General features: G+C 60.0%; 12 protein-coding genes. 8 read left to right on the top strand and 4 right to left on the bottom strand.

From position 1 onward, the window contains the following. Positions 1 to 939, bottom strand: a 939-nt coding sequence (locus tag NA637_RS10210; protein ID WP_256072147.1) for a cbb3-type cytochrome c oxidase subunit I, incomplete at its 3' end; no start/stop codon positions are given. A gap of 81 nt (positions 940 to 1,020) precedes the next feature. Between NA637_RS10210 and NA637_RS10205 the strand changes: the two genes are divergently transcribed. Then, positions 1,021 to 1,710: an alpha/beta family hydrolase gene (locus tag NA637_RS10205; protein ID WP_256072146.1), complete on the top strand. Its 690-nt coding sequence runs from the start codon at positions 1,021 to 1,023 to the stop codon at positions 1,708 to 1,710. A 26-nt stretch (positions 1,711 to 1,736) separates the two neighbouring features. On the opposite strand, the gene NA637_RS25685 is transcribed toward NA637_RS10205, so the two are convergent. Next, positions 1,737 to 1,973 (bottom strand): hypothetical protein, encoded by a 237-nt coding sequence (locus NA637_RS25685; RefSeq protein ID WP_423836717.1) that lies wholly within the window; start codon positions 1,971 to 1,973, stop codon positions 1,737 to 1,739. 396 nt (positions 1,974 to 2,369) lie between these two features. On the opposite strand from NA637_RS25685, the gene pedF reads away from it, so the two are divergent. Together pedF and NA637_RS10190 are read left to right on the top strand one after the other, a co-directional pair. Beyond that, positions 2,370 to 2,810, top strand: a complete 441-nt coding sequence (gene pedF / locus NA637_RS10195; protein ID WP_256072145.1) for a cytochrome c-550 PedF — start codon at positions 2,370 to 2,372, stop codon at positions 2,808 to 2,810. A gap of 5 nt (positions 2,811 to 2,815) precedes the next feature. Then, positions 2,816 to 3,715 carry a substrate-binding periplasmic protein gene (locus NA637_RS10190; protein ID WP_256072144.1) on the top strand — a complete coding sequence of 300 codons (900 nt, stop codon included), beginning with the start codon at positions 2,816 to 2,818 and terminating at the stop codon, positions 3,713 to 3,715. A 92-nt stretch (positions 3,716 to 3,807) separates the two neighbouring features. Here the strand turns inward: NA637_RS10190 and NA637_RS10185 are convergent, their stop codons facing one another. After that, positions 3,808 to 5,028, bottom strand: a complete 1,221-nt coding sequence (locus tag NA637_RS10185; protein ID WP_256072143.1) for an MFS transporter — start codon at positions 5,026 to 5,028, stop codon at positions 3,808 to 3,810. Positions 5,029 to 5,504: 476 nt separating this feature from the next. Between NA637_RS10185 and NA637_RS10180 the strand changes: the two genes are divergently transcribed. Beyond that, a complete protein-coding gene (locus NA637_RS10180; RefSeq protein WP_256072142.1) occupies positions 5,505 to 7,283 on the top strand; it encodes a PQQ-dependent methanol/ethanol family dehydrogenase in 1,779 nt (592 codons plus the stop codon). A 342-nt stretch (positions 7,284 to 7,625) separates the two neighbouring features. Here NA637_RS10180 and NA637_RS25680 read toward each other — a convergent pair whose 3' ends face one another. Beyond that, positions 7,626 to 7,745, bottom strand: coding sequence for a transposase (locus tag NA637_RS25680; protein ID WP_423836716.1), 120 nt, complete (start codon positions 7,743 to 7,745; stop codon positions 7,626 to 7,628). A gap of 286 nt (positions 7,746 to 8,031) precedes the next feature. Here NA637_RS25680 and ihfB point away from each other — a divergent pair, with 286 nt between their 5' ends. The 4 genes from ihfB to NA637_RS10160 all read left to right on the top strand — a co-directional run bounded on the left by ihfB (position 8,032) and on the right by NA637_RS10160 (position 11,124). Continuing rightward, positions 8,032 to 8,316: an integration host factor subunit beta gene (ihfB, locus tag NA637_RS10175; protein ID WP_019340642.1), complete on the top strand. Its 285-nt coding sequence runs from the start codon at positions 8,032 to 8,034 to the stop codon at positions 8,314 to 8,316. A 175-nt stretch (positions 8,317 to 8,491) separates the two neighbouring features. Beyond that, the gene (locus tag NA637_RS10170; RefSeq protein ID WP_256072141.1) at positions 8,492 to 9,931 is read left to right on the top strand and encodes a cytochrome ubiquinol oxidase subunit I; all 1,440 of its coding nucleotides are present in this window, start codon (positions 8,492 to 8,494) and stop codon (positions 9,929 to 9,931) included. Positions 9,932 to 9,934: 3 nt separating this feature from the next. Then, entirely contained in the window at positions 9,935 to 10,942 is a 1,008-nt protein-coding gene (gene cydB / locus NA637_RS10165) for a cytochrome d ubiquinol oxidase subunit II (RefSeq protein ID WP_256072140.1), read from the top strand. A gap of 23 nt (positions 10,943 to 10,965) precedes the next feature. Further along, a complete protein-coding gene (locus tag NA637_RS10160) occupies positions 10,966 to 11,124 on the top strand; it encodes a DUF2474 domain-containing protein (RefSeq protein ID WP_045426130.1) in 159 nt (52 codons plus the stop codon). Positions 11,125 to 11,291: the final 167 nt, after the last annotated feature.

Below are 11,291 nucleotides of genomic sequence, written 5' to 3'. Positions count from 1 at the left end.
CGACACCACCAAAAAGCGCAGGATCGGGTCGCTGCGCAGCTTATGCCAGGCGCCCGAGAGGGTCATCATGCCGTTGATCATGCCGCCCCAGCTCGGTGCCAACAGAATCAGCGACATCACCATGCCCAGGCTCTGCGCCCAGTCCGGCAACGCGGTGTAGTGCAGGTGGTGCGGGCCGGCCCAGATGTAGACGGTGATCAGTGCCCAGAAGTGGACAATCGACAGGCGATAGGAATACACCGGACGTTCGGCCTGCTTCGGCACGAAGTAATACATGATGCCGAGGAAGCCAGCGGTGAGGAAGAAGCCCACGGCGTTATGGCCGTACCACCACTGCACCATCGCATCGGTCGCACCGGCATACAGCGAGTAGGACTTCATCGCCGTGACCGGGATTTCCAGGTTGTTGACGAGATGCAGGATCGCCACGGTCAGGATGAATGCGCCGAAGAACCAGTTGCCGACGTAGATGTGCCTGACCTTACGCGTGGCCAGGGTGCCGAAGAACACGACCGCGTAGGACACCCAGACGATGGTGATGAGGATGTCGATCGGCCACTCCAGCTCCGCGTATTCCTTGGAACTGGTGAAACCCAGCGGCAGGGAGATCGCGGCGAGCAGAATGACCAGTTGCCAACCCCAGAACGTGAACGCGGCCAGTTTCGGCGCGAACAGCGTGGTCTGACAGGTGCGCTGGACCGAGTAGTAGGAGGTCGCGAACAATGCACAGCCGCCGAAGGCGAAGATCACCGCGTTGGTGTGCAATGGGCGTAGACGACCGAAACTGGTCCATGGGAGGTCGAAGTTGAGAAACGGCCAGACCAATTGTGCTGCGATGAAAACGCCGAGCCCCATCCCGACGATTCCCCACACCACCGTCATGATGGCGAATTGGCGGACCACCTTGTAGTCATAGGCGGTACTGGTTGCTGTGTTCATGTATGGGCATCCATCCACGGTAATGAGCATGTTTTTTGTTGCGCTGAGCAGAGATTTCTTTCATGGAAAGCGGGGACAAGGATGGACACTGGGCACATGGCCGGTATTGACGCCGGTCAATACTCACAGAGCGACGAAATTCCATTCGTCCGCCGTGATCAACCGGAAGGGGAGGTTTGTGCCAGCTTGATTCTGGCGCATGGAGCGGGTGCTCCGATGGACAGTCCGTTCATGGCGCAGATGACTGAACGGCTGGTCGCGCGGGGCGTGGCGGTCTATCGCTTCGAGTTCGCCTATATGGCTGAGCGACGTCAGAGTGGGTGCAAACGGCCGCCCAATCCTCATGCGCAGCTGCTGCAGCAATGGCGTGCGGTTTATCGAGCGGTGCGACAGCAGGCCGCAGGGCGACTGGCCATCGGTGGCAAGTCGATGGGTGGTCGGATGGCGAGCTTGCTGGCCGATGAGCTCGTGGCTGATGCGCTGGTATGCCTGGGCTATCCGTTCCATGCCGTGGGCAAGCCGGAAAAGCCGCGCGTGGCGCACCTGGCGGAGCTGCAAACGCCCACATTGATCATCCAGGGTGAACGCGACGCCTTGGGCAGCCGCGGTACAGTGGCCGGCTACGCCCTATCGCCGGCGATTCGCCTTGCTTGGCTGGCCAAGGCGGACCACGATCTCAAGCCGCTTAAGCGGTCCGGAATCACGCACGGACAACACCTGGACAGTGCCGCCGATGCCGTTGCGGCATTCCTTGGTTGTCCTTCTCGGTAAACCACCGGATGCCCGCTACAGCGATGCTATAAGCGGGCACTGGCAATGGCGCAGCGGGGCTCGATTGAGTACCGGTTGAAGCGCTCCACCCGAGTGTATTGAGACTGCTGCGCAGTGGCCGTGAGGTCTGCTGACGCCAGCGCCGAGCTCTGGGCGTCGCCTGAGGTCTGAGCAGCGAGTCGGGCGATGTTGCCGACGTTCTGGCTGATCTTGTCGGCCACTGCGCTTTGCGGTTCGGTAGCGCAAGCGATCTGCGTGGTCATGTCGATGATGCCACTCACCGCTTCGCTGATGCCGACCAGCGATTTATCGGCGTCGATTACCCGCTTGACCCCCTGATTAGCCTAGCTGCGCCCCTGCTCTGTCGTTTCAACCGCCTGGCGTGCCTGGTGTTGCAGTTTTTACGATCAACTTGATGGATCTGCCCGTTGGCTGCTGCGGTACGTTGGGTCAGTTGACGGAGAAAACTTCCCAATCCGCCTGTGTTTTCGGTCTGCCTACCAGGCCGCTGCGCCGACGCTGCATGAGGCCCTACTACCAAGGGAGGAGTATCCGACAACCAAAGCACGATTCTGCCAAGTGGGCGCAATGCCCAAGATGACCACCATGCGTTCCTACTGGGCTGCCTTGCCCAGGTATCGAAAATAATGGTGGTAGTCATGAATAATAAAACTGAACTGCGCGCACTCTTTGCTGCTGCTGGTCTGCTCGGGTTCGCCGGCTTTGCGTTCGCCCACGGTGACGTCACGCCGCAGAAGGTGGAAACCAAGGGATTGACTCCGCTGGGTGAAGAGTGGGTCGATGAAAACCCGTACCGGGCGCCCAGTGAAGACCATGACAGGGCCGTTGAAATTGGCGCATCGGCCTACAACCAGAACTGCGCCCGCTGCCATGGCCTCGAGGCGATCTCCGGCGGCATCGCACCGGATCTACGGGAACTGGAAGCCAGCTATGACGGCGACGAATGGTACAAGGAGCGCGTGATCAACGGTGCTGTTCGCGATGGCGCCGTCTACATGCCCCGCATGGCCGATTACCTCAGCCAGGAAGCGCTCTGGGCCATCCGTACCTACGTCGAAAGCGAAGCTGCCAAGCGGTGATAACGATGCGCCAGTTGCTTGCGGGTCTCTGCTTGTGGATGGCTTGCGCGCTGGTACAGGCGGAGGTGGTCAAGGTGCGCGCGTTCGATGACATCATCGATTCGGGCGTGCTCAAAGTGGCAATGTACGAGAACTTTCCGCCCTATAGCTTCATGGCCGATGGCACGCCGCGCGGGGTCGATTTCGAGCTCGCGCAAAAACTGGCGTCAGCGCTCGGGCTGAAGGTCGAGGTGTTGTGGGTAACGCCTGACGAGACACTGGATGACGACCTGCGCAACTTCATCTGGAAAGGGCATTACCTGCGACCGAACGTATTGGCCGACGTGATGATGCGTGTGCCCTATGATCGCGAGTTTTCCTACAAGCAGAACGAGCTGGGCGAGCTGATCAACGAGCTGGTGGTCATGTTCGGCCCGTACCAGCGCGAGCGCTGGCAGTCCGCCTACGATGATCGACGCATCGAGGACCTTTCCAGTGTGGCCGTGTTCCGCTTCCACCCGGTCGGGGTGGAAGTGGAAAGTGTCCCCTCGTTCTATCTGTCGTCGGTATTCAACGGCAGCATTGCCAAGATGCTGCACCGCTACCCGACTGCGCAGGCCGCATTTGCCGCGATGCAGGCAGGGGAGGTTGACGCGACCATGGCCATGCGCGGTGAGATCGACTGGATGCTGAGCCAGGCCAACGACAGTCATCTCAAGGCCGCTCAGAACGCCTACCCAAACATGGGCAAACAGGTCTGGGAGCTTGGCATGGCCGTGCATGAGTCCAACCGCCAGCTGGCTTATGCACTGGAAGGCGAGTTGGAAGGCCTGATCAAGGCGGGCGCCGTCAAAGCCATCTATGAAGGCTACGGGCTGCAATATGAGCTGCCGGAGCTGTACCAGGTGCAGCTGGGCGAGAACTGATCACAGCGCGTATGCCGCAGGTATCGGATGCGCGCTGGGATGTTATCGCGCCGAACGGCAGTTCGCACCCCGTGCTCCGGCCGAACGTCAGTTCAGCCTTCTAACTCTCCATGGCCGCGGGCCCGCATCCGCGGATGCCGGAAAAACCAAAACGCCAATGGCGTGGCGAGTGCGATGACTACCCAGCCGAGCAAACTGATTGCGACGGGCAGGCCATAATGGTCGGCGACCCAGCCGGCGCCAAGCAGCGGCACGATGCTGCCAACGTAGCCGCACACCAGGTAGGTTGAAATCAGGCCCGAACGCTCGGCGGGGCTGGCGATACGGTTGACCATGCTGATGCCGGCCAACAGACACATGCCATGTCCCGCCGCTGCAGCGCAGACGCCGATGACGAACACCAGCGAAGAGCCAAGGGTAAAGTTGAGTACAAGCATCGCGTTGCTCACCACAACCGACAACAGGCCGAGCAGGCCGCACCAGCGCAGACTCATCCGGGCACAGGCCAACTGCATCATGGCCGAAGCCAGCAGAATGACTCCAATGGACGTGCCGCTCACCACCGGCCCATGCCAGGGCAGCATTTTCTCCAGAAACAGCGGCGCCATCGATGCATAGATGCCGAACACGCCAAACGCAAAAAACGGGCAAGCACAGGTCAGCAGGAACGCCAGCGAATCACCGCGGGCGGCCCAGGTCAGTCGCGGGATGAACGTACGCAAACCGAGCGGTGCAGTTGCGCGGAGTTCGGGGTGCGGTTTGAGCTGCACGCGCAGCAAGGCATATGCACCGAGCACGCCGAGGATCAGAGTGGGCACGTAAGTGGCCATCAGCGGAAACGGCAGCCACTGACCGGTGACGCCGCCGGTCAGCGGGCCGAGGCCGAAGCCAAAGGCGAGCAGAAAGCTGGTGATCATCGATATTCGCTGGGATGCTCCGTCCCGGGAAATCTGCACCAGGCCCACCGATGCGCCGGTCACGATCAGGCTGGAGGAGAGGCCGACGGCAAAGCGGCCGATGTTGAGGCTTGGCAGGTTCCACGCCAGCATCGTCACCAGGGTCCCGCCCCAGCCGAGCAGCAAGCCGGTGAGCATCACTTTGCGAAAACCCAGGGTGTCTGAGAGGCGGCCCATGAACAACAGCCCGAACAGCGCGCCCGCCATGTAGACAACATAGATCAGTGAGATGTCGCTGGTACGAAGCTGCCACGCTTGTTGATATAGCGGATACAACGGGGAAATGAGCGCCGTACCCATGACACCGACACACATGGCGAAGCACACCCAGGGAAACGGGGACCACGTTTGTTTCATTGCAAGAATCCAGCTCGATGAAAGGCCGGCGTCATCCGTATGGCCTGGTGTTGGCGGAGTGACGCCCTGATCATTAGGCGCCTACTGTATCGGTTCGGCGTGATCTCCGCGCAGTCATTCGCTCCGTGATCGACAACCCGTTGGGTCAGGCGCGCCGACCCGCAGCCCTCTTGACGGTAGACGGTACGGCGCTGTTGCTAACGCAAGCTAAGCTCGTCAGCGCGTTGCTCCTGCCAGATCGAGCACTGTGCGAGGTATTGCCTTTTCGGGCACTCCGGCTTCAGCTTCGGTGTCGGTGTCGGTGCGGTAGCCCGGCTTTGCCAGCATGAGGCAAGGATGACGGAGTATTGCTACCAAGGGAGGAGGAAAATCGGTACTGCGTGTAATTGTTGCGGGCGCGGCTAGCTCCAAGAATCGTTGCTAAACCGGGAAAACGTCCCGGCGACGATAACAATGAACCCGTAGAGGTAGCCGCAATGAAGCACACCGGTCTTCGCAAGCCCTTCGCCCTGACAGCGCTTTGCGCCGCCATGGCCGTGTCCAGCGTGTCGGCATGGGCAGTCACCGATCAGGAAATTCTCGATGACGCCAAGTCCACCGATCAGATCGTCACCAACGGCCTGGGGCTGCAAGGCCAGCGCTACAGCACACTCGATGCACTGAACACTGAGAACGTCAGCCAGCTGCGCCCGGTTTGGGGTTTTTCCCTGGGGGGTGAAAAACAACGTGGCCAGGAAGCGCAGCCGCTGATCAAAGACGGTGTGATGTACCTCACCGGCTCCTACTCGCGCGTATTTGCGGTCGATGCCCGTACCGGCAAGGAACTGTGGCAGTACGACGCCCGCCTGCCGGACGGCATCATGCCTTGCTGCGACGTGATCAACCGTGGCGTGGCGCTGTATGGCGACATGGTGATTTTCGGCACGCTGGATGCCAAGCTGGTCGCGCTGAACAAGGACACCGGCAAGGTCGTCTGGAAGAAGACCGTTGCCGACTACAAGGCTGGCTACTCCATTTCTGCCGCGCCGATGGTGGTAAAAGGCAAGCTGATCTCTGGCCTGGCCGGTGGTGAGTTCGGCGTAGTCGGCATGATCCAGGCGTTCGACCCCAAGAATGGCGAGCTGCTGTGGACCCGTCCGACCGTCGAAGGTCATATGGGCTATGTGATGAAGGATGGCAAAAAGGTCGAGAACGGCATCTCTGGCGGCGAAGCCGGTAAAACCTGGCCGGGCGACCTGTGGAAGACCGGCGGTGCAGCGCCTTGGCTGGGTGGATACTACGATCCGGACACCGATTCGCTGTTGTTCGGTACCGGCAACCCCTCGCCCTGGAACTCGCACCTTCGCCCAGGCGACAACCTGTATTCGTCTTCGCGTCTGGCATTGGACCCGGATGACGGCTCGATCAAGTGGCACTTTCAGTCGACGCCGCATGACGGCTGGGACTATGACGGTGTCAACGAGCTGATCTCCTTCGACTATCAGGAAGGCGGCAAGACCATCAAGGCCGCCGGTACCGCCGACCGTAACGGCTTCTTCTATGTGCTCGATCGCACCAACGGCAAATTCATACGCGGTTTCCCGTTCGTGGACGAGATCACCTGGGCCAAGGGCCTGGACAAGGAAGGCCGTCCGGTCTACGACGACGCCAAGCGTCCTGGCGCCCCAGGCGAGGCCGACAAGGGCAAGTCCGTGACCGTTGCGCCGGCTTTCCTGGGCGCTAAGAACTGGATGCCAATGGCGTACAGCCAGGACACCGGACTGTTCTACGTGCCGTCTAACGAATGGACCATGGACATCTGGAACGAAGACGTCGCCTACAAGAAAGGGGCGGCTTACCTGGGCGCTGGCTTCACCATCCACCCGCTGAACGAGGAATACATTGGCGTGCTTCGCGCTATTGATCCCAAAACCGGCAAGGAAGTCTGGCGTTACAAGAACTACGCGCCACTGTGGGGCGGCGTTCTGGCAACCAAGGGCAACCTGGTGTTCACCGGAAACCCCGAAGGCTACCTGATGGCGTTCAATGCCAAGACCGGCGAGAAGGTGTATGAATTCAACACCGGTTCCGGTGTGATCGGCTCGCCGGTTACCTGGGAAATGGACGGCGAACAGTACGTATCGGTCCTGTCTGGCTGGGGCGGTGCAGTCCCACTGTGGGGTGGCGAGGTTGCCAAACGCATCAAGGACTTCAACCAGGGCGGCATGGTCTGGACCTTCAAACTTCCGAAGGAGCAGGTAGTCGCCAAGCGTTGATCTGTGCTGCCCCGGCCGGCTTTGCTGCTGGTCTCGATGAATAAGACCCGCCCATATGTGGCGGGTTTTCATTGTGCGCCAGGCATGGCGCGTTGCGCGTAAGCGCAACTGGCTTGGCTGTGGTGGCCACGCTGGTGGCTTGGAGGTGAAAATCCTCTACACAGCCGGCAAGGGGAAGTGTTGGCTGAACGGCAAGGGTGCCGCGGGTGACTGCGAATCTGCAGCAAGCCGAAGGCAAAATGCTGGCTACACGGCGGCGCCTAGCCGAACAGGAAGCGGAGAGAGGCGGCGTAGCAGGGTAAGGTGGCCATGATCACCAAAGCCCCATACTTGCACGGAACGCTACGAGGTAGATCCGGCAGGCATAAGCAGAAGTTCGCGCCCGCTCGAGCGCTCGCTCGGCACCAGCCCAAGAAAGGCCAACAGCTGCCGCGGCGAGTCAAAGCCAGCCAATGTATGCACTTCCCTGCAACGCTTGCTCAACCCGCCCCAGCGCCCTGACCGACTCAAGACCTACCGGCTGCCCTGCGTTATGCTCTTGCATGACTTGCCCTCAATGTGCGCTGAGTGTTGCTGCTGTCCCGCCTCAACTCGACCCACGGTCGTTGAGGCGGGGCAGGTCAACCCATCATGTCTACACCAAATCCAAAAACCGGACTCCAACGTTCAGGCTATTCAAACTCTGAACAACATGCTACAAACGAGCGCAACCTAATTGATCTAGCCGCTTGAAAACGAAGGGAAAACCATGACCAAGTCGGAGTTGATCGAACGTATCGTCACCCAACAAGGCCTTCTTTCGTCCAAGGATGTTGAGCTGGCCATCAAGACCATGCTCGAACAGATGGCCCAGGCACTGGCCACCGGTGACCGTATCGAAATTCGTGGCTTCGGCAGTTTTTCCCTCCACTACCGCGCCCCCCGCGTCGGTCGTAACCCCAAGACCGGACAATCCGTCCCGCTCGATGGCAAGTTTGTTCCGCATTTCAAGCCGGGGAAGGAGTTGCGGGATAGGGTGAACGAAGACGAATAAACCCATGAACATGGCGTTCGAACGTCCAGGCATAGCCACATCCTTGGCTGTTTTATCTTGACCTGCGTCAACCTGTAACGGGGTATCCGGCGCACCCTTGCGGTTAAATGCTGTCAGTTATGCGTGTTGTGACCAACAAGCCAGGGGCTGATGGCGTACTGACGAGGGGTGATTAATGTTCGGTTTGGAAGCGCTTGAACTTGCGCGGATCCAGTTTGCTTTCACGATTTCCTTCCACATCATCTTTCCGGCGATCACCATCGGGTTGGCGAGTTTCCTGGCAGTGCTGGAAGGGTTGTGGCTGAAAACCAAGCGTCAGGTCTATCGAGATCTCTACCATTTCTGGCTGAAGATATTTGCCGTCAACTTCGGAATGGGCGTGGTGTCAGGGATCGTCATGGCCTACCAGTTCGGTACGAACTGGAGCGCCTATTCCGAATTCGCTGGAAGCGTCACGGGGCCATTGCTGGCTTACGAGGTGCTGACAGCTTTCTTCCTTGAAGCTGGTTTCCTCGGGGTCATGCTGTTTGGCTGGAATCGCGTGGGCGCCGGGCTGCATTTCTTTTCGACGCTGATGGTGGCAGTCGGCACCCTGCTCTCCACGTTCTGGATCCTGGCTTCGAATAGCTGGATGCATACACCGCAAGGGCACGAGATCATCGATGGAATCGTGATCCCAGTGGACTGGTTCGCCATCGTATTCAACCCCTCGTTCCCGTACCGTCTGACGCACATGGCGATTGCTGCCTTTCTCGCGACTGCGTTCATGGTCGGCGCGTCTGCCGCCTGGCACTTGCTGCGCGACAATGACAACCCGGCGGTGCGAAAGATGCTTTCCATGGCGATGTGGATGGCGCTGATCGTTGCGCCGATCCAGGCCGTGGTCGGAGACTTTCACGGGCTCAACACGCTTGAACACCAGCCGGCGAAGATCGCTGCGATGGAAGGTCATTGGGACAATTCGTCAGGTGAGCCTACTCCGTTGTTGCTGTTCGGCTGGCCAGACATGGAGCGCGAAGAAACCCGCTACAAGGTCGAAATTCCGTACCTCGGTAGCCTGATTCTCAAGCACAGCCTGACCGAGCAGATCCCGGCGCTGAAGGATTTCCCCAAAGAAGACCGGCCCAATTCCACCATTGTGTTCTGGACCTTCCGCGTGATGGTCGCGCTGGGTCTGCTGATGATCTTCACAGGCTTCTGGAGTCTGTGGCTGCGTCGGGGTGGCAGGCTGTTCCACTCCAAGCCCTTCTTGCGCCTCGCATTGCTGATGGGCCCGTCCGGGATTCTCGCAATTCTCGCCGGCTGGTTTACCACCGAGGTTGGCCGGCAGCCGTGGGTGGTGTACGGAATCATGCGGACCGCCGATGCAGTATCCAACCATGGCGCCGGGCAGCTTGGTCTGACCCTGGCGATGTTTGTCCTGATCTACTTTGCGGTGTTCGGCATCGGGTTCGTCTACATCCTGCGTCTGATCGGCAAAGGGCCAACCATCAGCGAGGGAGACGAGAAGGGCGCCGGTGGGCCGGGGGAGAAGCGCACGCCGATGCGGCCGCTGTCTGCCGCCGACGAGGCGATACCGCACGATCATGGCGACAAACTGGGCGAGAGGAACTGAGTTATGGGTATTGATCTTTCGCTGATCTGGGCCGTCATCATCATCTTCGGCATCATGATGTACGTGGTGATGGATGGGTTCGATCTGGGCATCGGCATTCTCTTTCCGTTCCTGGCCGATACCTCCGAGCGGGACGTTGCGATGAACACCGTGGCGCCGATTTGGGACGGCAACGAGACATGGCTGGTGCTGGGCGGTGCAGGGCTGTTCGCAGCGTTCCCGCTCGCCTATTCCGTCGTGCTTTCGGCGCTCTACCTGCCGATCATCTTCATGCTGATGGGGTTGATCTTCCGCGGTGTGGCGTTCGAATTTCGCTTCAAGGCCAGCGTGTCTCGTCAGCATGTGTGGGACAAGGCATTCGTCGGCGGCTCGCTGGCGGCGACCTTCTTCCAGGGTGTCGCACTTGGCGCCTTCATTCACGGTTTCCCCGTGGCCGATCGAGCTTATGCCGGTGGTCCGCTGGACTGGCTGACACCGTTCTCGGTGTTCTGCGGCGTGGCGCTGATCGTGGCCTATGCCCTGCTGGGCTGCACCTGGCTGATCATGAAGACCGCTGGTGATCTGCAAAAGCGCATGCATGACATCGGTATTCCGCTGGTCTGGGCGGTGCTGGCCGTAACCGGGATCGTCAGTATCTGGACACCGCTGACCCATCCGGATATCGCTGAGCGCTGGTTCAGCATGCCGAACCTGATCCTGTTCCTGCCGGTGCCGATTCTGGTGCTGGCATGTACGTTCGGGCTGCTCCGATCGATCAAGCGTTACGCTCACTATTCGCCGTTCCTGTTCACCCTGGCGCTGATTTTCCTGGGCTACAGCGGACTCGGAATCAGCCTGTGGCCGAACATCATTCCGCCGTCCATCAGTATCTGGGACGCCGCCGCACCGCCTCAGAGCCAGGGGTTCACCCTGATAGGGGCGCTGCTGATCATCCCGCTGATTTTGATGTACACCGCGTGGAGTTACTACGTATTCCGCGGCAAGGTCAGTGCAGACGACGGCTACCACTGAAACGGGCCGTCACGGAGCGATATATGCAAAACAAGCACGAAAGCGGTGCAGCCAGACCCAAGCCGCTGTGGAAGCGCATGACCTGGTTGGTTTTGATCTGGTCGGCCAGCGTTCTCGCCCTGGGTGTGGTCGCCTGGCTGCTGCGCCAGGCGATGACCGCGGCGGGTCTGACGTCGCCCTAACCGCCGCGCTAGAGCCTATGTGGGGCCTGCGGCGATATGGCGCGTTGTGGCAGCAGGCCGCTCGGGCTATTTATGGGTCACCCGCCGTATGAAGCGCTTCATGTTTCGGTCATGGGCGCGGGGTAGTTTCGCTGGCATGGACTTTGAAACGCAGAGCTGGGCAAACC

The organism is Stutzerimonas stutzeri (assembly GCF_024448935.1).
GTDB lineage: Bacteria > Pseudomonadota > Gammaproteobacteria > Pseudomonadales > Pseudomonadaceae > Stutzerimonas > Stutzerimonas stutzeri_AO.
The sequence above is the reverse complement of the archived record's forward strand: the minus strand, read 5'-3'. Positions and strand labels throughout refer to the sequence as shown.

What these genes read in the sequence shown, in the direction of transcription:
- NA637_RS10205 (WP_256072146.1), top strand. Translation starts at nt 1,021, where the DNA reads ATGGACACTGGGCACATGGCCGGTATTGACGCCGGTCAATACTCACAG.
- NA637_RS25685 (WP_423836717.1), bottom strand. Translation starts at nt 1,973, where the DNA reads ATGACCACGCAGATCGCTTGCGCTACCGAACCGCAAAGCGCAGTGGCC.
- pedF (WP_256072145.1), top strand. Translation starts at nt 2,370, where the DNA reads ATGAATAATAAAACTGAACTGCGCGCACTCTTTGCTGCTGCTGGTCTG.
- NA637_RS10190 (WP_256072144.1), top strand. Translation starts at nt 2,816, where the DNA reads ATGCGCCAGTTGCTTGCGGGTCTCTGCTTGTGGATGGCTTGCGCGCTG.
- NA637_RS10185 (WP_256072143.1), bottom strand. Translation starts at nt 5,028, where the DNA reads ATGAAACAAACGTGGTCCCCGTTTCCCTGGGTGTGCTTCGCCATGTGT.
- NA637_RS10180 (WP_256072142.1), top strand. Translation starts at nt 5,505, where the DNA reads ATGAAGCACACCGGTCTTCGCAAGCCCTTCGCCCTGACAGCGCTTTGC.
- ihfB (WP_019340642.1), top strand. Translation starts at nt 8,032, where the DNA reads ATGACCAAGTCGGAGTTGATCGAACGTATCGTCACCCAACAAGGCCTT.
- NA637_RS10170 (WP_256072141.1), top strand. Translation starts at nt 8,492, where the DNA reads ATGTTCGGTTTGGAAGCGCTTGAACTTGCGCGGATCCAGTTTGCTTTC.
- cydB (WP_256072140.1), top strand. Translation starts at nt 9,935, where the DNA reads ATGGGTATTGATCTTTCGCTGATCTGGGCCGTCATCATCATCTTCGGC.
- NA637_RS10160 (WP_045426130.1), top strand. Translation starts at nt 10,966, where the DNA reads ATGCAAAACAAGCACGAAAGCGGTGCAGCCAGACCCAAGCCGCTGTGG.